Below are 26084 nucleotides of genomic sequence, written 5' to 3' on the forward strand. Positions count from 1 at the left end.
ATGAATTTTATGCACCCTTATTGAAAAATAGGCTGTAAACTGGTAAATATGGCTTCTCTGCCTTACCGGATTGATTATTATTAAAATTTATCTTTCGATTTTATAAATGAATTAAACAGCTTTATCTGTTCTTCTCTTTCCCGGTTCCTTTTGGAAGAACCTGAACCGATAGACCAGGCAAATATTATCCATACCAACAATGCAAGCGCAATTAAAAAGGTAGGATGATCTGAACCTAAAGCACCTATCATCAAAAAGAAGCTAACTATTGTAGCCACTAAGAATTTTCCGAACCCAGTCATAACCTATTGCTTTAAGTGAATAAATAGTGATATAATTATATCAAAGTATCTTTATATAAAGTTACAAAAGATATGCCAGTTAAACAAGAAAAAGGATAATATTTTTATATAAAGATATCAATATATCAAGATATATTTATATCTTTGGTTGACGTTAACCACTAATCTAATTATCATGAGCGTATTAACAGTAAGAACAACAGAAAGTGACGATCAATTAATCGAAGAACTTAAGAAAAAGTACGATATACCAGTCGCAACCAAAGCATTATTATTTGCTGCCCAAAAATGCCTTGCATTGGAAAAAGAGGTTGCAGAACTAAAGCAGGAACGCCAGCAGCTTAGGCAGAAAACCGCAGATTACAGGTCTGCCAGTTTGGATATTCTTAGCGGATTATCGCAGCTTACCAAATTAACAAGTTGATATAATTACATATTGATACATAGATATCAATATATCATTTAAATTTTATTTTATGAAAGAACATGAATTGCAAAACCATCCACTTTACAAAAAGGCCAAAAGGAGTTATTATTTCGAGCGTTGGAAATGGGTAGCCTGGAATGCTTTTATATCTCTTGCCCTATTCTATAAACTACGGCAACATTATGACACTTTTGAAATGGTACTTTTCGTTCTCACGTTACTTGCTACCATTTTTTTATTAGCTGTAATGCCGAAAACCAAGTTCGAAAATTCAAGGGAATGCCAAGAGTTAAAGGAAATATTAAAGTGATATACTGATATCATTATATATAAATATCAAAATACAAAGATCATGGACGACGAAAAATATGTATTTGAAGTAGAGCATTTCGGTAGGTTGGAAATGAAAGGAGAAAACGTATACAAGGCGTTAGAAATTCTCAAAGGCGAGTTAAGTCCCGATATTCAATTTAAGATTTTAAAAGCGCATGTTATTAAGAATAATGATTTTTTGATTGATATATCTGAATTTGTTGCAACCATTTAAATAAACAGAATGAATAAAGAAATTATCGAGGTAGCGTTTACTGATATTGAAATTGGAGATTACCTAATTAACCTGGGTGAAGTACTTGAGATTGACGACTTGAATAGTTCTTCAACATTAGTGATTAGTAGGTTTGACCAAAAATATGTATTTAAATCGACCCTTCCAAACCAATTTATTTGATTAAGAAAGTAAGTACTTTGCTATCATAGTAAGACCGGAGCATCCGCAGATCAGGGAAGCGCCCCCAGTTAAATGATAGCATTTTTTTAAGCCGGCTCGAAGATCCTCAGCTGATTTTGATAGCATTTCATTTGGCTGCAGCGAACCTGGTTAAACCAAACTGATAGTAAAAAGGAGTTATTGGTTACCTTTTTGCCTGATGAAGTATTAATGGATACCTTTGTTATATACTAAAATCTATTATTATGAAAACATCGCTTATCGCCTTACTATCAGCAATCATACTTTTAGCTTCTTGCAGCAATGATCAAAAAGCAGCAGGAGAAAACGGTACAGATACAGTTTCATCGGTTGATACATCAATCAAGGTAGATACTGTTAAAAAGGATACCGTTGCAGTAAAGAAATCTAATAGGGAAACCGAAGAGCAACGAGATCAGAAAATCATGGATGATATCCTTAAGAAAAGAAAAACAATGAAATAATGGTTTAATAATTATATTTAGAACTCATGGACTTAGTAAAATTAATAGATAAATATAATGCATTAGGCATAGCCGATGTTGTAGACCATGAGAAATTCAACCTAATTTCCATTGTTCACCACTCCACTAAAATTGAGGGTTCTACCTTAACAGAACTTGAAACAAGGGTTTTACTGGAAGATGGTTTGACACCAAACAATAAAGCTCTACATGATACCCTCATGGCTACCGACCATTATGCAGCTTTGTTATTTACCTTAAAAGAGGCCAGAGAGAAAAGGCCGATATCCTTAGAATTATTAAAAGAAATTAATTCGCTTGTCATAAGAAACACTGGTCAAGTTTACAATACCATGTTGGGCACAGTGGATGCAACAAAAGGTGAATTACGGTTGGGTAATGTTCAGGCGGGAAGCACTTACTTTCCTAACTATAATAAGGTAGTTCCCCTGTTAGACGATATGATTGGTAAAATGAGGGATTTAATGAAAAAGCCTTTAAAACAATCCGAGCAGATCAATCTTTCTTTTGATGCTCATTATAATCTTGTAAACATTCACCCTTGGTATGATGGTAATGGTAGAACATCGAGATTACTAATGAACTATGTACAGGCTTTTTATGGTTTGCCTCTTGCAGTTGTACATAATGAATCGAAGCCCAGTTACATTACTGCCCTAAACGAATCGCTCGAGAAAAAGGATATCAAATTTTTTAGGGATTTTATGAGCAAGGAATATGCAAAACTGCTAGAAACTGAGATCAGCAGGTTTGAAGAAATTGATAAGCCAAAAAAGGGCAGGGGATTTACACTTATGTTTTAAATGATATCAAAATATAATGATATGAAAATATAATGATATTAAAATATCATTATATCAAACTATCCCCTAAAAACAAATAAAAAAACTTACCTTTTGATATCAAAATATAAAGATATCTTTGTATCTTTATATAAAATATTACAATATGGTACAGTTAGCAGTTGAACCCATACAATTACCGAACCTTACGGCGCAGGACTTAATTGAAGAATTTACCTATAATCTTGGTAGGTATTCCTGGGCAGACCTATTTAGCGTTTTAGACTACGAAATAACCCCTATAGTAAAGGTTATTGTTCGTGCTGCCATCCATTCAAAGGAAAGTGAAAAGCCTTTCAAATTAACCTTAGAACGTGCTATAAGCCGTGTTAACCAAATCCAATATACTAAGCGTAAAAACTTTGTTCGCAGGACATTTAAGAAGTGGGGCTTATTCAGTATGCAGGAAATTTTAAAGCAATATCCTGAATATCTCGAGGCCATGCTACCCGTAGATTTAGTTATCAAAAGAAAAAAAGTTAAAGAGAAAAAGACTAAACCAAGGAACGATTTTAGGGGAAGGCAATTGGCAAAGTACGACATAGCTTATCATACCACCGACAGCAGCAGCAAAGAGTTTAATAAGATTTGTGAGCGGATTGCCTCATTGACCTCTGCCGATCTAAAGAGAGCACCAATACTTTTAACGGTTACATTGAGCGGAGAAAAATATCAATATCCTTTTCAGTGGAATACTGATGAAAGAGAAATTAAAGAATTTCATGCGCTTGCAAATATACCAGGCATTACACATGCACAATTGCGTGAGTATAGAACAAATGCGTTAATTAAATTCTAAATTTATAAACCTTAACATATAAATCATGGGAACTACAAATTTTCGGTGCAGGGATATATTCAGCTTTTCCAATCAGGAAATAGTTGAGTTGGTTGATTTCCTTTTTAATGATACCAACTTAGATAGATTAGCAGGGCATCTTTATGAAGAACGGCCATCACTAACCCGGACATTCAATTATCGTAAAATTGAAGTGTGTTCCTCTTTTTACGACTGGGCTTACATCGTGAAGTTGACTTATCAATTTGAAGGGTTAGACAGGGAGGTCACAACAGGTTTTTTAATTGGCATGGAAGGTGGCCCAGGTGACGAGCAAATGTACAGCAGAGATATTTATATCCAGTCAGTCGCAGGTTTTTTTAAAACAATGGAAGGTTATATTTGGGAAAAGGGTGTAGCAGATGATTTTGCTATAGAAGTAGATTATTCAGTTTTTCAGGTTTACGTAAGAAAGCTTCAAGATTTTTTAAACGATACGCTGAAAGTTTGGAATGATCAGTTAGCCGATGATAAATATCAATGGAACCCACAGCTTAAGGATATGTTTAAAGACAACCCAGTAAGAACCTTTATCGTTGACGAAGTTACCATTTCTGAAAGTGTTTAGATGCCAGCTTATTATTAAAGACAAATTCACCATTATAACATTTCGACCGTATGCTGTTAATGGGATGCTTTTAAAAACAAAAGTCAAAGCTACGATCAGTATAATGCTTATAAATTTAACAATGATTAAATTTTAAAAATATCGATGGCAATAACCTATTATAGTATTTCGACCGCTAAACAATCATCACATGCATACAGAAAAAATATTTGACGAAAATGGACAGGGCTTTACTCGTGTTTTTTCAACTGATAAAGTAGAGAAAGTCAATCCAATTGAATTTTATAAATCCGCTGAACTCGAAAAAAGAGCTATTGTTTTGCATGACTTATTAAGTGCTAAAGACCCATTTTTAGCATCAATGGTGAGCAGAGATTTTTATATAAAGAATGCTAAAGTGGGTTTGGAAGAGCTTTTTGAAGCATTTGAAAAGACAGAGGTGGATGGTAGTTTATTAGTGCTACTAAAGACAAGTCGCAAAAAAGACCAAATAAGATTATTAAAAGGTATCAAATTTAATCCAGACGAACTCATGTCGCTCATTTTTAAATCGTATTCTGATTTCGGATTACTATACAGTAAGTATTTATTTGAAAATTTACCGGCAGGATTGGAAGGGAAGAAACTGCCAAAAATGTTTCGGATGAAAGAAGACGGTTCTATTGATAAGGTAGGCGAAACAGATCTTAGTGATGGCGAACTAAAAAATGTTATTGAGCATCGAAAGGTGATCGTTTCCCATTTCTTTGAAAATGATGATCTATGGCACTGCTTTTTTATAACATATAATAGTATTGGCGGAAAAGAAAATTGGAAGGATGGCCAAGCGCATTTTCATTATATCTCCAGTGCGTTCGGCATATCTAAAGAAGATTTTATAGAAAGTATGAAATCAGGAAAATATAAGTCAACCTCAGTCCATATAGATTTATTAGATTATGGAAGTCAAACCAAAATAGATTAATAGGATTCATTTATACTCTGGTTCCGTCTGTTTCACCTGTAGTACTTTAAGAAAGAATGATCGTTTCCCTAATTAATAATAAAAAGTCTTCAATGTCAAATGGTTTTTGTATGTGAGCCTCAGCGAAGCTTTCTTCCGCTATTTGAGGTAAGTCATTACGAGTTGAACTCATGATAATTGGAACGTGCTTCGTGTCAAGGTTACCTTTGATTGACTTGCAAATTAGCGAACCCTCATTGTTCAAGCCATTATGTAATAAAATAAGTGCAGGTTGATAATCTTTGACTTCTTGAAGATCAAAAGGCTTTTGAGAAACTAAGAAATCATAACCTTCATCTTTTAGCATAAAAGTGATTACATCGATAATTGCAGGGTCTTTATCAATCACTAACACTTTTTTTTTCATAGATAAGCTTTTTGGGTGTAAATGTAACTCAGGAATTGAATAAAATATTATTTATAATACCAATTTGGATAAAGCAAAGGCAGTATTGTATACCTGCCTTTGCTTAGTAGAACAACGCTCTTTAAAGTCTTTGAATTGGTTTATACATTCAAAGTAATTTCGCGCTCTCTAAAATATTTATCAAGAACCTCCACTGATCCCAACGAATCTGCCAAAGCAACATAAGTATCTGGTCGAAGCAAGTAAATTGCGTTTTTTTCCAGACCAGCTTTGTGATGTAAATCATCCCAGGCAAAGATATGAAGTGGAATGTTTCTTTGATCACACCAAGCTTTTAGATCGGAATTTGCCTCTCCATAAATATGCACCTGCCAGCAGATTTGTTTAAGAGACTCATAATTGTCTGCGCCTGAAACTGGTGCCCATGGAAGCCGATCACCGCCCTGAACGTTACCCGCTTTTCCAGAACTTAAGCGGCTTTCATGATAACTGAGGGTGGTCTGCGAAACGATTCGAAACATATATTCACGTACGTTTTCAATTCTATAGGCTACACTGATAAAAATGGGCGCAATACGATTTCTCACAAAATCTGCGAAACCACCTTCGGCAGTAGCAAAAGTAAATAAACGATCTGTCGTCTCCACCAATTTATGAGCGAATGCCTGACGTTCCTGTTCATAACTGTCAAGCAAACTCTCGGCTGCTTCTCCTTTTAAAACAGCTGTAAGTTTCCACGCAAGGTTAATCGCATCCATGATCCCGGTATTCATACCCTGGCCGCCTGCAGGACTGTGTACGTGCGCTGCATCGCCAAGCAAAAATGCACGACCACTACGGAAATGATCTGTGACGCGATGATGAACCCTATAAGTAGAAAACCAGTTTACCTTTTCGATGTTAATATGTAAACCGTCAATTGCTTCATGTCCTACATCTTCGAATGTCAAGTTTTCAGGATGCTCTGCACGTTCATCACGGACTATACCGATTATCCGGTATTGATTGGTTGATGTATAAGGCATCAATAGAACAAATTCAGACTTATCAAAGGCAATCTGGGCTTCGCCCGCAGGTTCAACCCCGCTGGCTGTAACATCTGCAACATAAAATAATTGCTTATATGTGCCACCTTCAAAGCCACTGCCGATCTGATGACGGATCGGTGAACGTGCGCCATCACACGCTGCAAGATATTTAGCTTTGCAGGTTTCTTCCTGACCATCTTTATGCTTCAAAACAGCGGTAACATGATCTCCTTTATCTTCAAATGACATGAATTCTATCTGCCGCTCGACTTCAACTCCGAGAGACTTTAGTCGCTCCACCAGTGTCTTTTCGTGGCGATCCTGAGGATAGACAAGTACGAAGGGGTAAGGTGAAATATCACCTCCGGCATCCAGCAATTTAATCTGGGCCTGACGTTTTCCACGTGCCCACATATTCATCGCCGGGGTTTTATACCCGGCCTCAACCACTTCATCAGCCATGTCAAGCTGACGATAAAACTCCAAAGTGCGTGCCTGAACTGCCATGGCACGAGAGGTTTCACCAGGTCCGCTGCTTTTATCGATTATCCGCACCTTTGTGCCTTGTTTGGTTAACCATATTGCAAGCGCCAGGCCTGTTGGCCCTGCGCCGATTATCAAAACTTCTGTTTGTGCCATATCTATTTATTTAAGTTGATTATTATTATTGTTTACTCAAAACCAAATGATGTCTTAATATCTTGCATGTTGGTCAGATGAATTTTAATAAAAGCGAAGGAGTGTAGGTTTGATCACAATACCAAAGCGGAGCATGCTTCGGCTAATTCTATAATCGATTAAGCTTTCTGCATATCCCTGCCACCATTGGAGCATAAGATATTGGTTTGCATTTTTACGAGGTTTAAAGCTTATACCGGTCATCAGACTTCCTTTTGTATCCCACCTGGAACCCTTCCTCCCCAGAACGTCCAATAGAAGTTTATCCTTTTTAATTGTCCAGCTAAATTGGGCTTCCGTATAACCGACATAACGGGCGATATCCGGATTATCATCAATTGCAAATGGTAGAATAACTTTTAATGAACCTGTGACATAAGGTGAAAAGATATGCGCATAAGTTAGGCCTGCATAATTCCAACTCCGCGAGTTGATACTATCACGGCCATTAGATTCATGTTCAAGACTTAAAGAGAAAACACCGATAAAAGAACTATTTTTAAAAATAGGCCGAATTAATTGCAGAGCGGGATTATAATTTGTTTCCTCAAATGGGCTGGATGATCGGTAGATATCCCAAAATGATTTTTGGGTATAGGTTAGATAAAAGTAGGCTCCTGCGACCAGCGGTTTGTTTAAAAGCCTTTGTTTGAAGCTAAATTGAAACTTCACATCTGAATTATATTTCGAAGGTTTTTCATTTAAAGCTGTTCCTGTAAGTAGGTAATTGTCTTTGTAAATGGAAAATGCAGGTGATTTGCTTAAGATAAGTGTTACAGAATCTTTGGTTATCAAAGATTGGGCATCCGCTCCAAATGAAACACACATTACGAAAATTACGAGCGTCAGCCGAGATAGCTGTATGTAAATTAAATGAATACGATTCATACCTAATTTGTCTTTTTGTAGTTCAAAATTGCCAGGGAATTCAGTCCAATAGCAAATGCGATCAAATACAGAAACTCCCACTTAACCTCTGCCATTCCGCTACCTTTAAGAACAATCAGCCTTACAACTGTAATAAAATGTGTGACCGGCGTGAAGTTGGACAACTGCTTTGCCCAGCCAGGCATACTATCGGTACTGGTGAAAAGGCCACTCATCAGCATAAAGACCATCATGAAAAAAAATGCGATAAACATTGCCTGTAACTGGGTATCGGCAAAAGTGGAGATCAGTAGTCCCAAACCGAGCAGGGCAATCAGGTATACTGCTGCAAACAGATATAATACCAGTAAACTGCCTGCTGGGAAGATGCCATAGACCACATACATCACGATCAATCCCAGCGTAAATACAATCATGCCCACTATCCAGAATGGCACCAATTTACCTACAATAAATTCCCACTTTTTAATAGGTGTCACATTGATCTGTTCAATGGTGCCGATCTCTTTCTCCCGTACAATGTTAAGAGCAGTTATAAAACCGCCAATTAGGGTTAGTAGGAGCACTAATATGCCTGGCACCATATAATATTTATATTCTGCACGCGGATTAAACCAGTTCTTGCTTGTTACAGTAATAGTTTGCATAGGAGCTATTGTACCGCTGGGCGTTTTGATATTTACATCAAGGCTGGTATTAAAGTCCGCGATCACCGCCAGTAGGTAACCGCCTCCAATAGCTGATTTGGTACCATTAATTGCATCGACTGAAAGGTTCACTTTCTGACTGCCTTCCCTGACGAGGTTCCGCTCAAAGTCTGCGGGAATTTCCAGCACTACGTCCGCAGTACCATCTTCAATCAAATTTAAACCACTTTGATAAGATAAAGGTGCATCTATGATACGGAAGTAACCCGAAGAGGCTACCTTATTTATGAGTTCACGTGAATAGCTGCTATGGTCGTGATCGACATAAGCTACATTGATGTTCTTTACCTCAAAATTAGCTGCTAAGGGCATAATGATAAGCTGAAAGACAGGCATAAAAAACATCATTGCCAGTATGGTCTTGTCCCGGGAGATTTGCCTAAATTCTTTTTGCAGGATAAATCTTAATGTCTTCATGATAAGCGGATCTTAAAGTTTTTTAAAGCGAGACCTAACAGAGCGCCTGTCATCCCGATCAGGATCAGTGTTTCCTTCCACACGTAACTGAAGCCAAGCCCTTTTAGCATAACAGCCTTTATAATAATATAATAATACCTTGATGGTATTATACGCGATACTGCCTGGAAGATCCAGGGCATATTCTCTAAGGGGAACATAAAACCGGTAAGCAACATCGTAGGAAGCATCAATCCCATCATTGAAATAAGCATGGCCGTTTGCTGGGAGTTAGTGACATTGGATATTAAAAGTCCAAGTGATAAACAGGTAATAATGAATAATATACTTTCTGCGAATAGCAGTATGAGGCTACCTTTGATCTGTACATCCAACAAGAAAACCGACATTAATAAAATTATAACCAGATTTATCAATGATAAGGCAAGGTAGGGTACTGCCTTTGCGACAAGAACCATAATAGGCTTGAACGGTGATACAAGTAGGATTTCCATAGTACCCAGTTCTTTTTCACGTACAACAGCCACTGATGTTAAGGCAGTACTTACGATCATAAAAATCAACGCGATTACCCCTGGTATAAAATTTAGTGAGCCATTTTGTTCTTCATTGTAAAGCTGGCGAATTTCGGGAATGATCTGGTAGGGAACATTTGCACCTGGATTTAATTGTTGCTGGTAGTTCCCTATAATAGCAGTTAGATAATTGGTAACGGTTGTTGCAGTATTAGGGTCGGCTGCGTCAGCTATAATCTGTACCTGGCCTTTTCCGGTATGATATAGGTTGGAACCAAAATTGGGAGGGAAAATCAAAGCGCATCTAACGCTGCCTTCTTTAAACATCCGTTCGATATCTGTATAGCTACGGGCAGGTGCCTGCATTTTAAAGTAACTGCTTGTAATCACCTTGTTTACGATCTGCTCTGAATTGATATCATGCGCATTGTCGAGTACCGTGATACCAATATTCTTTACTTCACTACTCAATGCAAAACCGAACAGCAAAATTTGCGCAACCGGCATCCCAAACAGGATCAACAGTGTACGGCGGTCGCGGAATACATGGTAGAATTCCTTTCTTATAAATACCAGTAATTGTTTCATCTAATCTCCTGATCTTTTGGCACGTCGTGCCAGTTCGTAAAAAACGTCGTCCATGGAATTGGTGTGAAATTGTGCTTTTAGCTTTGTAGGGGTATCCAGAGCTTCGACCTTTCCATCGACCATAACCGTAATGCGGTTGCAGTATTCTGCCTCATCCATATAATGCGTAGTCACAAATATGGTTATTCCCGTTGCCGCGGCAGCGTAGATCATATCCCAAAATTGTCGCCGGGTAACCGGATCGACCCCACCTGTAGGTTCATCCAGAAAAACTATCTTAGGCCGGTGGAAGATTGCAACTGAAAATGCCAGTTTTTGCTTCCAGCCAAGCGGCAGTTCACCCACCAGCTTTTTTGCCTCTTTTTCAAGTCCCAGGGTAGCCACAAGTTCATTGCTTCGGATTTTGATGTCAGGCCGGGATACCCCGTAAACCCCACCATAGAACTCAATATTTTCCAGGATCGTGAGGTTATCATATAGTGAGAATTTTTGGCTCATATAGCCAATATTTTTTTTGATCTGTTCCTGCTGCTTGTACACGTCAAACCCTGCTACCCGAGCCTCACCTGATGTCGGATAGGACAGGCCACATAGCATACGCATCGCAGTGGTTTTGCCAGCTCCGTTTGCGCCGAGAAAACCAAATATTTCACCCTGATCAACATCAAAGGTGATCTGGTCCACGGCTTTAAAATCCCCGAACTGTTTGCTCAGTTCTTTGCACTCAATTGCCTTTTCGCTCATCTGCTACAGGTTTAATCGTATCTTCAACACCATGTTGTTCTCTCATCATGCGGATAAAACTATCTTCAATGGTTGGTATAATTTGTTTTACTTCCAAGCCGTCACTCTCATACTGCGCGGCAATCTTTTTCACGCTTTCCAGCTCGCTTCCATCGCTTATAAGGGTGACGTGCATAAACTCGCCAAAGGCATAGCAACTCTCTACCTGGGGATCATTCCTTAGTCCCTGCAATAAAGCGTAGATGTTATCTGCTTTGACCGCAAACAGAATTTTGGGAAAGCTTTTTACGATATTTTCCGGCTTGTCAACGGACATCAGTTTTCCGTCTTGGATCAGCGCGATTCGGTCGCAAAGTTTGGCTTCGTCCATATAGGGAGTTGATACCAGAATGCTAATGTTCTGCTGCTTTAATTTGGCCAGCATTTCCCAGAATTCCTTACGGGATACTACATCTACACCCGTTGTCGGTTCATCTAGGAACAGCACGGTAGGCTTATGGATGAGCGCGCAGCACAGAGCCAGCTTTTGCTTCATACCACCAGAAAGCTTGCCTGCCCGCCTGTCGCTGAAAGGCTTGATCTGATCGTAAATGTCTTTGATCAAGTCATAATTTGCCTCAATGGTTGTTCCAAACAGCGTAGCGAAAAAATTAAGGTTTTCTTGCACGGTCAGATCCTGGTACAATGAAAAGCGACCTGGCATGTAGCCTACCTTATTCCTGATGTGCTGGTAGTCCTTAACGACATCTGAACCTTCAACGGATGCCGATCCGCTGTCAGCCAGCAGCAATGTCGTAAGAATGCGAAAAATTGATGTCTTGCCAGCACCATCAGGGCCGATCAGGCCAAACAGTTCACCTTGTTGTACCTCAAAAGAAACATCGTTTACCGCTTTCACTTCGCCCTTATTGTAGGTAATGCTGATATTTTTTAATTCGATACTAGCCATTCCATTTATTTTTTTAGGTCAATTGCATTTACAAAAACATGATCTAAGGGAGAAATTGAAGGGCCAAAATAGTGGGTCAAATTTCCCTTATCATCGATCAGATATTTACCAAAGTTCCAGTCAGGTGCATGATCATTCCAGCCATTTAATGTACTCTTGGTAAGCCATTCGTAGACTGGATGCTGACCATTATTTTTTATTACCGTAGTTTTTTTTACTATTGGGAAAGTAACTCCATAATTAATCTGGCAGAACTGGGCAATTTCCTGATCATTTGCCTTTTCCTGTTCTTTAAAATCATTGGAAGGAAAACCAACGATGACAAGATTTTGGCTAAATTTTTCATGTAAGGTCTGCAGCTCGGCATATTGTCCCGTATAGCCACAGTTTGAAGCTGTATTGACAATCAGGATCATTTTCCCAGAATAGGATAGGATGTCTGGTTTGCTACCGTTAATCAATGTTACCTGATCTAAGGGAAATGGTTTTTTTGCCGGTATTTTTCTTTCATTAATTAGAACTGTTCCGTTTTTTCCATTTCGTCCAAGTCTTAGAATCAGGGGATATAGATACCGTGCTATTTTTTGTTTGAATGATCCCATATGCTTTATATATATGCACTATTTAAATAGAAGTTCTCCGTACATGCCTATTTTCAGATAACCATCATTTTTGACCCGTACTTTAATAGCATAAACCAGGTTGGCCCGCTCATCTTTTGTCTGGATGGTTTTTGGGGAAAATTCCGATTTATCAGAGATCCAGGTTATCCTGCCTTCATAGTTTTTATAATTCTTTTCACCCTGGTCGATGCGCACGGTTACATGCTGCCCATTTTTGATAACTGGTAACTGTGTGCCGGTAACGTAAGCCCTTAACGTAAGTGTGTCTGTATTAGCGATTTTATAAAGGGGTTTACCTATTGTCTCTATCTCTCCAGGCAAGGCATATTTAACAAGTACCACACCGGTAAGCGGATTGATAACTTGACCTTTGTTGATCTGTTCCTGATATTGTGCTGCTGATTTCTCCAATGGTGCTTTCTCGCTCAGGACACTACGATTTTGGGTTGAAATGTTGGAGGTGTTTAATTTAAGTTGCTGGCGGGTCACACTGATATTTCTGCGTAATTGATCTACTGCGGAATTCGCATCATCCAACTGTTTGCGGGTGGCAGCATCCGCTTTTACTAGGTTAGCTGTACGTTCACGCTCCCGTAATTGTTGATCAAGTTGTGCCTCCTGCACAGCAAGTTGTCGCCTGACCAGTTCGGCCTGATCTTGGGGATTGGTGGTTTTTTCTTTTAATGCAGCAATGGATGCTTCGGTTTGTTCTTTTTGAAGCACAGCAGTCTTCACGTCAATCTGGCCTACTTTATCACCGGCTTTCAGCATTTTGCCTTCTTCTGCAATAAAGGATAGCAACTGCCCGTTCTGCTGAGCAGAAACAATCACTTCATCCGCTTCAAAATTACCAGAAGCGTCAAAGTCGTCTTTATGACTGCACGAACTTAAAAGTATAGCCGCGGAAACAAGTAATGTTAATGATTTCATATCTGTTTGATTCTGATTTTAATTTCCTGATTTAGTTTTTCTAGTATATTGTGCCTGTAATAGCTGGATGCGGTGCATCAGCAAATTTTCTTTTGCCGCGTTTTCTGCATTAACTTGCTGGATATATTCATGTGTAGTGATCACGCCATTTGCCAGTTGTGCCTGTGCAGACCTGGTAACAGATTCCCTAAGTGCTACCGCTTTTTCGTCTTCACGGATCAGCTCGGTATACTTATTCACCTGCTCATCCTGCTGAGTGATATCAAGCTTAGTATTTAGCAAAAACGTTTGCTGATCCGCCTCAACCGACCGGCGATTTAGACCTAAAACTTTCTTTTGATTACCTAAGGTATAAAGACTTCCAAGCGACCAGCTCATGCGCAGGCCGGTAACGTACCAGGAGCCAAATTGATTTTCAATAATATTTAGGGTTGGTCTGCCATAGGCGCCCTGAAAAAAAGCACTAAATTGGGGCAGATAGGATGACCTCAATTGTTTTTCCTGTGCGTCATAAACGGACTTTTGTAGCTCATATGCTTTTAGTTCTGGACGATTGATTTCACCTGGTGTCATTACCGATGTTGGCATTACCAGTTGCTGTGAAGAAGTTATTTCTTTGCCAATAAGTAGTGACAACATTTTTAGATAGGCTGTTCTATTTGCAGCAAATTCGATGCTGCTCATATCGCTGCTAGAGACTTCGGCGTTCAACTCATCTACGTTGCTTTTGAATGCTACCCCATTGTTATAAGATGCTTGGGTTTTTTGCGCCTGAGTTCGCAGATTAGCTCTACTGAGCTCATTTTGTTTTAGTTGAGCATCAATCAACAAAATGGAAAAGAAAATACTATTAATCCTATCCTTTAATGCATACAAACTAATTTCTACATTCTGTTTTTGAAGTTCTGCATTTGCCTTGGTAACCTCTTTTTCATAATGGATGGTGCCGCCGTCAAATATGGTCTGATTGATGTCACCTTGGATCTTATATTGGTCCTTACTGATTGTAGGGAATGTTGAACTTGGATTGGCACTTAACGCTTGCGGAAAGCTGATTGTCTGAGACTGATAAGATGCCTGTCCGGAGAAAGATACCTGGGGGAGATAACGTTTATTTGCGTTCTCTAACGTGAATTGCGCAGATTTGCTGATTAGATCCAGCTTTTGAACGGCAGGGTAATTTGATCTCGAAAGTTGGTAGCAATCCTCCAAAGTTAATTTTTCCTGCGCTTCTCCTTTAAAATGTGTAATTAAAATGATAAGTGGTATTAAAATATAGTTTCGCATACTGGTGAATTGTTTTTTTGTTTTAAAATGTTGTTCAATTTCCATCCGTGTGTTTATAAACTTGTTTTAAAAAGTTGTTCAACTTTAGGCCAAAAAAATTTTAGCTTGCTACAATAGCATTAAGCCATATAGGGATCATTTTTTTACGGTCTTCCATAATCTCTATAAATTCTTCTCTTTGGATGCCAAGTAGGGAAATAACATTCTGTACTTGAAATGGAAAAATAATTAGAGCTAATAAATTCATTAAAATATTTACCGGATGCACTGTTTTCTTGCTTTTTTCTACTAAGCTGAACATTTGTTTTACGAAGGATGAATTTAATACTTTTTCACGCTTTGAGACAATTGCAGGTATCTTATTTGAGCCGGACAAGAGTTCACTAACAATAAACTTAGGAAGATCAGGGTTTTCTAATAAAAGGGATATGTAATGCTCTGCAATAAAGGAAAATTTATCTTCCAGAGACGTTTTTTCATCATTTAGGACTGGAAAAACTTTGTCAAATAAGCTATTAATATTCTCAGTCATAATTTGCTCAAATAACTTTTCCTTACTTCGGAAATAATAATTGACTAGAGATAAATTGATATCAGCCTCAGCAGCGATATCTCTCAACTTGGTACCTTCGTATCCCCTTTGTGTAAAAATTTTCCTCGCTGCAATGAGGATTTTGTCTTCGGTAGAAGAGTCCTTCATTTTTTTGCCAACTTTTATGTCCGAGTTATTCATCTTCAGCAAAGGTAAAAACATTTTTTTAATATTTGAACAACTGTTTTAAACATTGTTCAAATTTTCCTTTTTAATATCTTTGCGTGAGGTGCAAAAGATTTAAGCGCAGTAAGGATTTAGGAATAATATGGATATCTCAGGAAAAGACCGTTTTTTAATAGGGCTCTCCAATGAATGCTTCTTCCCACTCATCAGAAAACTCTAAAAGTAAAGCAGTGAATATATAACTCGTTATACATTTATTTGTATATTTGTGTAATCAGTTATATATTTTTATGGTTAAAAACGACTTTTTATCGGAGATCAAATATGCAGGGTTAACCAGCAGACTGAAAAGACTTAGTGACGTGCTTTTATATAGCACTAAGGATTTCTATAAATCTGTAGGAGTAGATATTGAACCCAACTGGCACCTTGTTTTTTTACTGCTAAAAGAACATAAGGCATTGAATATTACAGAAATATCAGATCGTGTACAGTTATCACATCCTGCTATCATAAAAATCCTCAGTAATATGAAGCAGAAGGGATATGTAGTGGCTAAAACAGATGATATAGATTCCCGAAAACAGATTCTGACTCTTTCTGCCAAAGCATATGATGCATTTCCATTATTGGAAGAGTATTGGGAAGCATGTATTCAAACCATGAAAGAAGTTTTAGAAGACAGCCCCGAATTTTTAACTGCTTTGGGTAATATCGAGCAAAAGTTTAAAGAGAGTAGCTATAAAGATAGAACGTTAAAAAACTTGAAAACCAAAAAGACATCATGATTAAAGTATTCATAGCGGGAGGAACGGGCTGGGCCGGCTCCGAACTAAGCAAAGGGGTGGTTAACCACCCCGATATGGAATTAACAGGTGTGCTATCCCGTACACATGCAGGCAAGAATCTGGCAGAACTTCTTGATTTAGGCACAGGACATATCCCTATTTTTGATAATATTGAGACAGCTCTTAGTGAGATCGAGTTTGATGTTCTTGTAGAGTATACCAAACCGAAGGCGGCTAAAATCAATATAGCAGCAGCTATAAAAAAAGGAAAAAGCGTAGTTATAGGAACGTCAGGATTGATTGCTGATGACTACTTAGAAATTGCAAAAGCCACTAAAGAAAATAATGCTTCTGTATTAGCTGTAGGAAATTTTGCAATTACTGTTGTCCTGCTGCAAAAATTTGCGGAGATCGCAGCCAATTATATCCCGAATTTCGAAATTCTTGACTATGCTCATGAAGACAAAATCGATTCTCCAAGCGGTACGGCGAGAGAATTAGCACATCGTTTATCTGAAAAACAAAGACCGAATGTTCATGTTTCCGAAGACGAATTGGTTGGAGAGACAGCAAGTCGAGGCGCTGATCTGGACGGAGTGCAAGTGCATTCCATCAGACTTCCAGGACATGTTATATCCATTGAAGCCATTTTTGGATTGAAGGATGAAAAATTGACCATAAGACATGATTCTGGTGCGAGTGCAGAGCCTTACGTGAGAGGCGCACTAATTGCGATTGAGAAAGTAAGCTCTTTCAAAGGCTTTAAAAGAGGGCTTGATTCAGTAATGGATTTAAAATTATAAAATACGATTAAACCATTCTAGCTAAGGGGCTATATATGAATAAATATACATTAATGGTTTTGGGTGGAGCCATGAGCTTTGGTATACTCACATCCTTTGTAAAGCTAGCTTACAATCGTGGGTTTAATGCCGCTGAGATTTCTTTCATCCAGGCATTTTTTGGAGCAATTGTTCTATGGGTAATTGTCTGTCTTTCAAAAAAAAACAGTGTTAAAAAGATTGAACTTCCTAAGTTGCTTTTTACTGGTGCTGCAATTGGTATTTCGACCTTTTTATATTATGTATCTGTCAAGTACATTCCGGCTTCCGTTTCTATTGTAATATTGATGCAGTTTACCTGGTTGAGTTTGCTTATTGAATGGGTCATTTTCAAAAAACGACCAACTGTATTAGAAGTTACCATAACCATTATTATTCTATTGGGAACAATGTTTGCGAGTGGGTTGGCAATTCAGCAGAATGTTACACTTCCTATATTAGGAATTTTATATGTTTCTGCAGCTTCTTTAATTTATGCCATATATATCGTTACTAATAGCAGGTTTGGAAAACAGATTAATTGGAAAAATAAAAGTGCCTGGGTCATGACAGGATCTGCAACTTCTATTTTATTGGTCAACTTCGGTACGTTGGTATCTGAAAACCATTTTGGAATGGAACTATTAGGATGGGGATTGTTCCTAGCACTTTTTGGTACAATCCTGCCACCCGTTTTATTTGCAATTGGCATGCCTAGGATTGGGGCACCGACAAGTGGACTTTTAATGACTGTTGAACTTCCGATAGCTATCCTAGCTGCCCATTTAATTTTAAGTGAGAACATTTCCACCAAGCAACTTGTAGGCATGACAGTAATGCTTTCGGCAATTATCTGGATGAACTTTGTAAAACAGAACAAATTGAAGAACAACTTACAGAATTCATCGTCATCCTGATTTAATAGTATAATTATTAAATCCTCTCCTTTAAAAGACGGTCCTGGTAGATCTGATCTTAATTAAAGCTTTACGGCAAAAAGATAAATTTTAGTTTTTGCGACAAATCTTGTATTCTCCATTATTCCACCGTTTTTTGATAAACAAGTGGTTATTATCTACTTTATCTAGAACTTCATTAAATCACAATAAAGTTCCTCCTTGTCCAATTCATTACTTAATAATAATAGTTAGATTTGCTTACAATTTGATACCTGTTTCCTAAAGGTTATTAGATAACTTAAAATCATTTTATGGAACATACCGAAGAGCACATAGTCAATAAAGAATTCACCGATGAATGCAACAAGGTTCTGAATGCAGTATCAGATGCATTATATGCCATTGGTGGCAAATGGAAGCTGATGATTATTATTGCTATGGCACGAGGAAATAACAGGTTTACTGAACTCCAAAAGCAAGTTACGGGTATTTCGGCAAGGGTATTGTCAAGCGAACTAAAGGAGCTGGAAATGAACGGATTTATAGTAAGAAAGGTCGATCCTGGATATCCGGTCACAATTGATTATCAGTTACATCCCTATAGCCGAACACTTGAAAAGGTCGTTGGCGCTATGACCGAATGGGGGATACAGCACAGGGAAAAGATCAAAAATGAAAGATCTTCAAGTCCTAATAAAAAACCAATAAAGTAGGTTAGCTTTAAATATACCTACTTTATTCGCTCTAATGGATTATCCAACTATGTGATTGGGTTTTTGAATCCTATCGCCCTTGCCACCAGTGAGGACATCCCTGTTTTCGACAGAAGCATTGAAATCATGGGGATAGCCTAATTTGAAAGCACCTGCATCATCCAATTTTTGCATGTGTTCACTTGTTAATTTTACCTCAGACACTTTCAGGTTATTTTCAAGCTGCTCAAATGTTCTTACTCCAAGCACTGGAACAACTCCCTTTTCACGCAGCCAGGCAATCGCTACGAGTTCAGGTTTACTATCTATACTATCTGCAACCGAAAAGAGTTCGTCTAAAAGAGCATCCGTTGTGGACTCTGCATGATAGGGGATACCCCCTGGTATAAGTGTAGCTCTCCCGCTCTCTCCCTTACGGTATTTTCCTGTTAGAAGACCGCCCGCTAAAGGTGACCATGCCAATACGCCTAGTCCCAAGGCATCTGCCATTGGCAATAATTCCCGTTCGGTGTCACGTTGTAACAGGCTATATTCCACCTCAATGGCTGCTATTGCAGACCAGCCACGGAGATCGGCCATGGTTGACGATGAAGATACCCGCCACGCGGGAAAGTTTGAAAGGCCGCCATACACGATTTTTCCAGCTCTTACAAGATCGTCTAAACCACGGACGATTTCTTCCATGGGTGTAAAGAAATCATCCTGGTGAACAAAGAAAAGATCTATTCTGTCCGTGTTGAGCCGCTTAAGGCTGGCCTCGACAGATTGTACCATATTCTTTCTGTGGTTTCCCAATGAACCCAAGCCTTGTCCCTGTAATACACCTCTAGTAAATTTCGTAGTTATCACAAGGTCATTCCTCTTTGATCCAATAACTTTGCCTAAAACAACTTCCGATTCACCGGACTGGTAAGTATCTGCGGTATCTAAGAGGTTGCCACCATGTTCGACAAATAAATCAATGATGCGACCTGCTTCTTTTGTTTGCGTTGCATAATCCCATGTTTCTCCGAACATGGCAGTGCCAAGTGCAAATTCTCCAATAGGCAAACCTGTATTCCGGCCTAAGAATTTATAGTTCATAGTTTTGATATTTAATAATAAAAAAAGAGATGTTCATTTCTTGGGTATTCCTATTTTCCAAGGGGTCTTTCCTCTACAATTATAAAGTAGCCGGTACGTTCCTTTATCAACCATTTTCCATTTTGGTGCACGTACTTGTCATCATATTTAACACTATAATCTGTCAGTATATCTTTGCCTTCGGTTTCCCTGATCATCTTAATCTGTGAAAAAGAAATGCCTGTCGCGGTGTCACCATCTATTTGTACTGTATGCTGACCATTCAGTGTAAAATACGTTTTGACCAAAGAGGCATGGCCATTGAATTCTTTTTCCATTGTTTCTCTGCCTGAAACATTTGCCGCCAGAAAGTCACCCATATAAACTTTATAGATGATATCCGGGGTGAAAAGGTCCATTACTTCTGAGATCTTTTTTTCATCGCTTAAATAAGCATACGCATCTATTAAGTCCCTTAGTTCCCCTTTGCTTGTTAAAATTTCTAATGTCATGATTTTATATGTTAAGATTCTGTGAGTTGCAACTTATTTAATTATGCTAGAAATGATGGGTCGATCTGGTAGATGTCGAATAATTGGTAAGCCTGAAGATTTTTCGTTCGAAGTCCAATGTTAGCATCTAAGATTGAAAGGTCTGTTTCTATGGGTATAATTTGTAGCCCCTTTTGCAGAGCCGTCTGGGCAACCAGTCCTATTGCAAGACTAGTCGTTTTATCTGCCCATTGATGAAATTTATGCTCATCGCAAATGACCTTGTTGTATTTTTCAAGAAAACCATTTTTCATGGCGGCATCAATAGTTTTATATTCCTTAGACTTTTTTACATAATCCAGAAGATCCTTTCCATTGAAGTCAGTCCGTATAAGCACAAGCAACTGGAACGGAGCGAATAAAGTTTTGTCCATCTTCAGGCCGAAAAATTTATTACGGTCTGTTTTGATCATTGTAAATGGCCATGCGCCTGAAGAAGGCATATGTGGGTAAATGTCTAATATTATTTCATCTATTATTTTATCAAGCTCCATGTATTACCTTTTTACAATCCTTTGAGATCTATTATTCTTTTCGTCAGCAAAACTAGAATATATTTAATTACAATTTGTTAGTCGTTACCTAAAGGTTATGAGGTAATAAATATGTAAGTAGCAGAAAGACAAAGCATTGATTAATGGACGATTTCGATATGTTAAGGAATATGCTTTCAGAAAGGACATATGAGTTTATACCTTGTCTGCTATTAAATGATCAGCACTTTATTATATCCCACCTTATCATTATTCCCTCATTACTTGATAGTCGATTCTGAGCAAATGCCGATGCCTTTAAGCAAAGTAAACCGTTCCAGATAACCATTAAATATCTCTTTTTCTTTTTGCTGATTATCATAAACCCATTCCATTATTCAAATCAGAATTTTCGTTTTTGATGATGAGTTTTTGATAATTTGGATTACAAAAAAACGAACGTTTTTGTGTAATTTAATGAGCCGAAATTTTTTCGGTTTTTTTTGCCGGAAATTGTTACAAAAAACTATTACACAAAACATATTACACCTAAGTTTTAATTTCATACCTTTAAATGTAATTATATGAGCAGTACCAACTACGCAGCATTAACAGCCGAAGCTGCCCGAATTAAGGCGGATGTATCTTTGCTTGACTACTTTTTCAAATTAGAAAGTAGCGGGATATTAAGATATGATGGAAAAAAGGGAAAAGAGTATTTTTTTGGGTTTGAACATCAAAAAACAGGTTCTATAAGCATTAAAGATCAGACTAATGTTTGGTATGATCATGCGAAAGGAGAGGGCGGCGATATCATTAAAGCTGTTCAATTATTTGAGAAAAAAACCTTCGTGGAAGCTATACAGCGACTTTCAAATAACTTAGATATCATTGCAAATGGATATCAGGCATTCTATAAAAAAAATGGTGAAACGGAATATGATATCGAAATCACCCGTATACTGGACACGGTGCAGCACCCAGCTTTAATAACGTATCTTCATAGCAGGGGCTTGGAGCTGTCGGACATTAATGATGTTGCTAAAGAGTTGCATTGGAAAAATGGTGGTGATAAGTTTTTCGCTATAGGTTTCCCAAACGTCAATAAAGGATATTCCGTCAGATCAAAGGTATATAAAGGCAATTTGATTGGTGGTGGAATATCTACTTTCACCATTGGTAGCAAGCCCGAAAGCTTGAAGCTGTTTGAGGGTAGTATGGATTTTGCAAGTTACCGGCATCTGAATCCTCACGAAAGCTTTAATGTAATCATTTTGAATGGGACTGGAAACCTGACGAAAAATCTTTGTGCTAAAGTAGCCGAAAAGTCAGCGGAAAAGAATCTACCAGTTCATATGTATTTTGATGGGGGGACAGGAGGTAGGGAGGCAACAGAAAAAGGTAAAACTCTTATTCCGGGTGCCCAAGATAAAAGCAAATTTTATACGGAACAGGGGTTTGATGATTTAAATGATTACCTCAGCAATACTGAAAAAATAAAAATAAAGAACATACGCTAAACTATATTTTATGCATACGTATCCGTCCAACTGGCTTGTTGAAGAAGAATATGAGGGTAATTTTGTCTTCATTAATGATAAAAAAAGTTTTTGCATTAATCTTGATTATACACCGGCATGTGAATACCCTTACTCTATAAACTTTGTTCAAATTAAAGGAGACTTCAATGTTATTGAAATTGAGGATGGCGCTTATTTAACTCACTCTAAATTACTTTCAGATGCATTTCATAAGGTTTCCGAAATGATGAATTTCATTAATTCGAAAACTCAAAATGCAATATTTAACTAAAGCTATTGTATCGGTCTATGACATTTGGATATATAAGGGTATCTAAGATTACTCAAAATTTAAGCCTGCAAGAAAACGCAATTATTGTATATTCTTGCGACCGCATATTCTACGAAAAAGAGAGTGCCGTTAAGTTTCGCGCAGAGTGGGAGAAATTAAATTCCCAACTTAGGGATGGTGACACCATTGTTATTTGGAAAATAGATAGGTTAGGACGAACTGCCTGGGAAATGATAAAATTAATGGAAGATTTAGGGAATAGGAATATTCGCTTTGTAAGTATCACCGAGGGCATTGATACGGCAACTCCGATGGGGAAGGTCTGGTTCCAGCTTAACTCTATTTTAGCCCAAAATGAACGCGCCGTGCTAATTGAACGAACTAAAGCAGGTTTGAAAGCCGCAAAAGAAAGAGGAAAAACCGGTGGAAGACCGAAAGGATTAACACCTGATAATGAGGTAAAAATGAAAGCAGTAAAAAAGATGTATGCTGCCAATGTGAGTATCTCTGAAATACGTAAAGCTCTAAAAATTTCAAGTAACGCCACGATCTATAAATACATCAATTATAAATAATGCTATCAAATAAATACCGGAGCGTTGACAGATCAGCACAGCGTCCCCAGTTAAATGATAGCAATTTTTTCTTTGGCCCCCAGGTGCAGTATGAAATTATGATAGCAGTATTATTCTCTGCAGATCTTCCAGGCATTACTTTTTGATAGTAAAATTCATTGCAGCACCACTGGCGCGATGATTTGATAGCATAAGGCTATCCCAATTTATACCACTATCAGGAGTGTTGAACATTTGTTTTGCTAATTACTTTAGTATTTCCTTACATTTGAAGGATGGAAGGTCATTTATTGGTGTCGAAAGAAAGCTTAGCTGAATATAAGGATAGTGAAATCAGCTATTTTATTGCACCAGGAATAGCATGTGGGTTTCCATCTCCCGCAACAGACAGCCTCGAAGTCCGGCTATCAATAACGGATTTTTTTACAAGTAATCCAACTGCTACATTTTTCGGCAGAGCAATTGGTTCTTCGTTAGAGGGCATTGGTATATTTGAGAACGATATACTTGTCATTGACAGATCACTTAGGCCAGTGAATAATGATATTATAGTTATGGCCTATGAAGGTGGCTTTACCGCTAAGAAGGTTTTAAAAGAGGGAAATCACGTGTTTCTTATATCGGAAAACCAGAATTACCCACCCGTAAAAGTTGCCGACCCGGATAACTTAATTGTTTGGGGCGTAGTAAGCAAAATCATTAAAGACCCACGATCTTCTGTAAAAAGCAGGCATGGCCCTATTAGAAAGGTGATATGATCGTGCATGCTGATTGTGACGCGTTTTATGTTTCGTCAGAGCGGGTTTTCAACCCCTCACTAATCGCCAAGCCTGTAGTTATCCTAAGCAATGGCGATCATACAGTTGTTGCCTTAAGTAAGGAAGCAAAAGCGCTGGGTATAAAAAGAGGTGATAATATCAAAGTGATAATGTCACTTTACGGCCATCATGGTTTAAAAGCCCTTTCTTCAAATTATACCTTGTATGGGGATATGAGCAGCCGCGTAATGGAAGTTTTCGGCCAGTATACTCCTGATATGGAATTTTACTCCATTGATGAAGCTTTCGCCAATCTTTATCGACACAAATACATTGACCTGGATAGCTACGTCATGGATGCCAAAAATAAGATACTTCAATATACTGGTATACCTGTAAGTGTGGGCATTGGCCAAACTAAGGCATTGGCAAAAACGGCAACGAAGTATGCCAAGAAGGAAACGCCTAACGGATTTTACAGAATTAAGGATAACGAAGATAGAATACGATTGTTAAAGTGGCTCCCAGTAGGGGATGTTTGGGGTATTGGCGGCAAGTATGAATCCAAACTATTGGCTATGGGTATTGAAACCGCTTACGACTTTTCTATAATGCCGGGGGAGAAAGTAAACGAGTTAATGACTATTGTAGGCTATCGTTTATGGTGTGAACTAAACGGGCACCAAAAGATTGATTTTGAATATGAAGTGCCGAACAAAAAAGGCATTGGCAGCGCAAAAGGTTTTGGTACTAAAGTAACGGAACTTACCCAATTGCAGGAAGCAATGGAAGTTTACTTGTCCAGATGTTGCGATAAGCTACGAGGTCAAAATTTAGCTTGCAAGCATTTATATATTTTTTTACATACAAATCCTTTTGCTACAGACGAACCTCAGTACTATAAAGGCATTGAGTTTGAATTGCCCGTTGCTACATACCATACCCACGTTTTAAAAGAAGAAGCAAATAAATTGTTAAAGAAAATTTATAGAAAAGGTTTTAGTTATAAAAGAGTAGGCATTTATCTGTCCCGTTTAGTCCCCGTTGGGGCAATACAGGCAGATTTTTTTCATAATCCAAACACTGAACGGAATGCTAAGCTTACCGAGGTTTTAGATACAATGAATAATCGTTATGGCCGGGATAAGTTACGGTTTGCATCTATGGGATATAAGCATGACTGGAAGGCCCGAGCAGAAAAGCTTTCACTACACTTCACCACAGATAAAGATGATATAATTAGAATTAAATAAGCGTACACTATCAATTCGTCTTTTATATTTGTATAATATGGGTGCAGCTTTGTACCCAGTGATAAGGTTTAGGTTGAGAAAAGCTGGTCGCAAGGGCTGGCTTTCTCTATTAATAGTGGCTACACGATCAATCGTACTAACAAAACTTGGCGGCTGCTATAAAACGTGATAATTAATGGATGTAGAAAGCAAAACCCCGTATAGGGTGAAAATTGAATACACTAAATATGAATGGCTGAAAAATTTAGCGTTAAAGAATTTAGGTATTAATAATATTAATCAGCTACGTGACCGGTTTGAAGGACAGGTTTATTTTAATAATTTTTTGGTTCGGTCATATGGGGAAATAGCCCTTGAACGGTTTTTAGGATCATCAATTATCGATTTGGGGCGAAAGGAAAACCAACGCAATTATGTGCCCAATATCAAAGTAAATTCGAAAACTTTAAACATTATAGCCTTCACCTTTGGAGAGAACCCAAAGATATTAAAGGGTGATCTTGATATCGCAGTATTTATTATGGTTAACCTTGAAAATCGGACATGTGATATTTTAGGTTTTTTACACTATGACAAGCTTGCCCAATTTGTTGATAGCAAGTTACTTTCACCTTTAGACGAGACACGGTATTTGGGAGTGTTTAAAACTTTTGAAGAACTATTACCAATTAATGAACTAAGTTTATAATGACTAAGTGTTTATTGTGCTAAAAATATTAGTACT

Annotated in this window: 34 protein-coding genes; 19 read left to right on the forward strand and 15 right to left on the reverse strand. The window is 38.0% G+C overall.

Annotation, left to right across the window (positions count from 1 at the left end; genetic code table 11):
• Window positions 1-80 precede the first annotated feature (80 nt).
• Window positions 81-302 carry a hypothetical protein gene (locus tag ABDD95_RS23705; protein ID WP_345952164.1) on the reverse strand — a complete coding sequence of 74 codons (222 nt, stop codon included), beginning with the start codon at window positions 300-302 and terminating at the stop codon, window positions 81-83.
• 175 nt (window positions 303-477) lie between these two features.
• On the opposite strand from ABDD95_RS23705, the gene ABDD95_RS23710 reads away from it, so the two are divergent.
• The 9 genes from ABDD95_RS23710 (at window position 478) to ABDD95_RS23750 (ending at window position 5177) form a co-directional block, all read left to right on the forward strand.
• Complete coding sequence (locus ABDD95_RS23710) at window positions 478-726, forward strand: hypothetical protein (protein WP_345952165.1); 249 nt, start codon at window positions 478-480, stop codon at window positions 724-726.
• 52 nt (window positions 727-778) lie between these two features.
• Window positions 779-1039, forward strand: coding sequence for a hypothetical protein (locus ABDD95_RS23715; RefSeq protein WP_345952166.1), 261 nt, complete (start codon window positions 779-781; stop codon window positions 1037-1039).
• A 42-nt stretch (window positions 1040-1081) separates the two neighbouring features.
• A complete protein-coding gene (locus tag ABDD95_RS23720; RefSeq protein ID WP_345952167.1) occupies window positions 1082-1276 on the forward strand; it encodes a hypothetical protein in 195 nt (64 codons plus the stop codon).
• A 9-nt stretch (window positions 1277-1285) separates the two neighbouring features.
• The gene (locus tag ABDD95_RS23725) at window positions 1286-1459 is read left to right on the forward strand and encodes a hypothetical protein (protein ID WP_345952168.1); all 174 of its coding nucleotides are present in this window, start codon (window positions 1286-1288) and stop codon (window positions 1457-1459) included.
• 245 nt (window positions 1460-1704) lie between these two features.
• Window positions 1705-1944, forward strand: a complete 240-nt coding sequence (locus tag ABDD95_RS23730) for a hypothetical protein (RefSeq protein WP_345952169.1) — start codon at window positions 1705-1707, stop codon at window positions 1942-1944.
• A 26-nt stretch (window positions 1945-1970) separates the two neighbouring features.
• Entirely contained in the window at window positions 1971-2768 is a 798-nt protein-coding gene (locus tag ABDD95_RS23735) for a Fic family protein (protein ID WP_345952170.1), read from the forward strand.
• A gap of 145 nt (window positions 2769-2913) precedes the next feature.
• On the forward strand, window positions 2914-3606 hold the full coding sequence (locus ABDD95_RS23740; protein ID WP_345952171.1) for a hypothetical protein: 693 nt from the start codon (window positions 2914-2916) through the stop codon (window positions 3604-3606).
• Between the two features lie 25 nt (window positions 3607-3631).
• The gene (locus tag ABDD95_RS23745; RefSeq protein ID WP_345952172.1) at window positions 3632-4213 is read left to right on the forward strand and encodes a hypothetical protein; all 582 of its coding nucleotides are present in this window, start codon (window positions 3632-3634) and stop codon (window positions 4211-4213) included.
• A 190-nt stretch (window positions 4214-4403) separates the two neighbouring features.
• Window positions 4404-5177, forward strand: coding sequence for a hypothetical protein (locus ABDD95_RS23750; protein WP_345952173.1), 774 nt, complete (start codon window positions 4404-4406; stop codon window positions 5175-5177).
• A gap of 46 nt (window positions 5178-5223) precedes the next feature.
• On the opposite strand, the gene ABDD95_RS23755 is transcribed toward ABDD95_RS23750, so the two are convergent.
• The 11 genes from ABDD95_RS23755 to ABDD95_RS23805 form a co-directional block, all read right to left on the reverse strand.
• Window positions 5224-5583 (reverse strand): response regulator, encoded by a 360-nt coding sequence (locus ABDD95_RS23755; RefSeq protein WP_345952174.1) that lies wholly within the window; start codon window positions 5581-5583, stop codon window positions 5224-5226.
• Between the two features lie 140 nt (window positions 5584-5723).
• Window positions 5724-7250 carry an FAD-dependent oxidoreductase gene (locus ABDD95_RS23760; RefSeq protein ID WP_345952175.1) on the reverse strand — a complete coding sequence of 509 codons (1527 nt, stop codon included), beginning with the start codon at window positions 7248-7250 and terminating at the stop codon, window positions 5724-5726.
• Window positions 7251-7334: 84 nt separating this feature from the next.
• Window positions 7335-8177, reverse strand: a complete 843-nt coding sequence (locus ABDD95_RS23765) for a phospholipase A (protein ID WP_345952176.1) — start codon at window positions 8175-8177, stop codon at window positions 7335-7337.
• A gap of 2 nt (window positions 8178-8179) precedes the next feature.
• Window positions 8180-9301 (reverse strand): ABC transporter permease, encoded by a 1122-nt coding sequence (locus tag ABDD95_RS23770; protein WP_345952177.1) that lies wholly within the window; start codon window positions 9299-9301, stop codon window positions 8180-8182.
• Window positions 9298-10404, reverse strand: a complete 1107-nt coding sequence (locus tag ABDD95_RS23775) for an ABC transporter permease (RefSeq protein WP_345952178.1) — start codon at window positions 10402-10404, stop codon at window positions 9298-9300. Before ABDD95_RS23775 ends, ABDD95_RS23770 begins: the two co-directional genes overlap by 4 nt.
• A complete protein-coding gene (locus tag ABDD95_RS23780) occupies window positions 10405-11148 on the reverse strand; it encodes an ABC transporter ATP-binding protein (RefSeq protein ID WP_345952179.1) in 744 nt (247 codons plus the stop codon).
• On the reverse strand, window positions 11129-12097 hold the full coding sequence (locus ABDD95_RS23785) for an ABC transporter ATP-binding protein (protein ID WP_345952180.1): 969 nt from the start codon (window positions 12095-12097) through the stop codon (window positions 11129-11131). Before ABDD95_RS23785 ends, ABDD95_RS23780 begins: the two co-directional genes overlap by 20 nt.
• Before the next feature lie 5 nt (window positions 12098-12102).
• Window positions 12103-12699: a glutathione peroxidase gene (locus ABDD95_RS23790; protein ID WP_345952181.1), complete on the reverse strand. Its 597-nt coding sequence runs from the start codon at window positions 12697-12699 to the stop codon at window positions 12103-12105.
• Between the two features lie 18 nt (window positions 12700-12717).
• Window positions 12718-13650, reverse strand: a complete 933-nt coding sequence (locus ABDD95_RS23795; RefSeq protein WP_345952182.1) for an HlyD family efflux transporter periplasmic adaptor subunit — start codon at window positions 13648-13650, stop codon at window positions 12718-12720.
• An 18-nt stretch (window positions 13651-13668) separates the two neighbouring features.
• On the reverse strand, window positions 13669-14982 hold the full coding sequence (locus ABDD95_RS23800; protein WP_345952183.1) for a TolC family protein: 1314 nt from the start codon (window positions 14980-14982) through the stop codon (window positions 13669-13671).
• 55 nt (window positions 14983-15037) lie between these two features.
• The gene (locus tag ABDD95_RS23805; RefSeq protein ID WP_345952184.1) at window positions 15038-15670 is read right to left on the reverse strand and encodes a TetR family transcriptional regulator; all 633 of its coding nucleotides are present in this window, start codon (window positions 15668-15670) and stop codon (window positions 15038-15040) included.
• 275 nt (window positions 15671-15945) lie between these two features.
• On the opposite strand from ABDD95_RS23805, the gene ABDD95_RS23810 reads away from it, so the two are divergent.
• The 4 genes from ABDD95_RS23810 (at window position 15946) to ABDD95_RS23825 (ending at window position 18876) form a co-directional block, all read left to right on the forward strand.
• A complete protein-coding gene (locus ABDD95_RS23810) occupies window positions 15946-16443 on the forward strand; it encodes a helix-turn-helix domain-containing protein (protein ID WP_345952185.1) in 498 nt (165 codons plus the stop codon).
• Window positions 16440-17246, forward strand: a complete 807-nt coding sequence (gene dapB, locus ABDD95_RS23815) for a 4-hydroxy-tetrahydrodipicolinate reductase (RefSeq protein WP_345952186.1) — start codon at window positions 16440-16442, stop codon at window positions 17244-17246. The genes ABDD95_RS23810 and dapB overlap by 4 nt, the downstream gene beginning before the upstream one ends.
• 35 nt (window positions 17247-17281) lie before the next feature.
• The gene (locus ABDD95_RS23820) at window positions 17282-18181 is read left to right on the forward strand and encodes a DMT family transporter (RefSeq protein WP_345952187.1); all 900 of its coding nucleotides are present in this window, start codon (window positions 17282-17284) and stop codon (window positions 18179-18181) included.
• 293 nt (window positions 18182-18474) lie between these two features.
• Window positions 18475-18876, forward strand: coding sequence for a helix-turn-helix domain-containing protein (locus ABDD95_RS23825; RefSeq protein WP_345952188.1), 402 nt, complete (start codon window positions 18475-18477; stop codon window positions 18874-18876).
• A gap of 39 nt (window positions 18877-18915) precedes the next feature.
• On the opposite strand, the gene ABDD95_RS23830 is transcribed toward ABDD95_RS23825, so the two are convergent.
• Genes ABDD95_RS23830 through ABDD95_RS23840 form a run of 3 tightly spaced genes read right to left on the reverse strand, consistent with a single transcriptional unit; the run spans window position 18916 to window position 20983 of the window.
• Window positions 18916-19959, reverse strand: a complete 1044-nt coding sequence (locus ABDD95_RS23830; RefSeq protein WP_345952189.1) for an aldo/keto reductase — start codon at window positions 19957-19959, stop codon at window positions 18916-18918.
• Window positions 19960-20009: 50 nt separating this feature from the next.
• On the reverse strand, window positions 20010-20450 hold the full coding sequence (locus tag ABDD95_RS23835) for a nuclear transport factor 2 family protein (protein WP_345952190.1): 441 nt from the start codon (window positions 20448-20450) through the stop codon (window positions 20010-20012).
• Between the two features lie 41 nt (window positions 20451-20491).
• A complete protein-coding gene (locus ABDD95_RS23840) occupies window positions 20492-20983 on the reverse strand; it encodes a hypothetical protein (RefSeq protein WP_345952191.1) in 492 nt (163 codons plus the stop codon).
• 563 nt (window positions 20984-21546) lie between these two features.
• Between ABDD95_RS23840 and ABDD95_RS23845 the strand changes: the two genes are divergently transcribed.
• From ABDD95_RS23845 to ABDD95_RS23870, 6 genes are all read left to right on the forward strand, one after another.
• On the forward strand, window positions 21547-22482 hold the full coding sequence (locus ABDD95_RS23845; protein WP_345952192.1) for a toprim domain-containing protein: 936 nt from the start codon (window positions 21547-21549) through the stop codon (window positions 22480-22482).
• Between the two features lie 10 nt (window positions 22483-22492).
• Window positions 22493-22774: a hypothetical protein gene (locus ABDD95_RS23850; protein WP_345952193.1), complete on the forward strand. Its 282-nt coding sequence runs from the start codon at window positions 22493-22495 to the stop codon at window positions 22772-22774.
• A gap of 17 nt (window positions 22775-22791) precedes the next feature.
• Window positions 22792-23349, forward strand: a complete 558-nt coding sequence (locus tag ABDD95_RS23855) for a recombinase family protein (protein ID WP_345952194.1) — start codon at window positions 22792-22794, stop codon at window positions 23347-23349.
• A 275-nt stretch (window positions 23350-23624) separates the two neighbouring features.
• Complete coding sequence (gene umuD / locus ABDD95_RS23860; protein WP_345952195.1) at window positions 23625-24107, forward strand: translesion error-prone DNA polymerase V autoproteolytic subunit; 483 nt, start codon at window positions 23625-23627, stop codon at window positions 24105-24107.
• Complete coding sequence (locus ABDD95_RS23865) at window positions 24104-25360, forward strand: Y-family DNA polymerase (protein WP_345952196.1); 1257 nt, start codon at window positions 24104-24106, stop codon at window positions 25358-25360. Before umuD ends, ABDD95_RS23865 begins: the two co-directional genes overlap by 4 nt.
• 175 nt (window positions 25361-25535) lie before the next feature.
• The gene (locus ABDD95_RS23870; protein WP_345952197.1) at window positions 25536-26048 is read left to right on the forward strand and encodes a hypothetical protein; all 513 of its coding nucleotides are present in this window, start codon (window positions 25536-25538) and stop codon (window positions 26046-26048) included.
• The last annotated feature ends 36 nt before the right edge of the window (window positions 26049-26084 follow it).

Source organism: Mucilaginibacter sp. PAMB04274, assembly GCF_039634385.2.
GTDB lineage: Bacteria > Bacteroidota > Bacteroidia > Sphingobacteriales > Sphingobacteriaceae > Mucilaginibacter.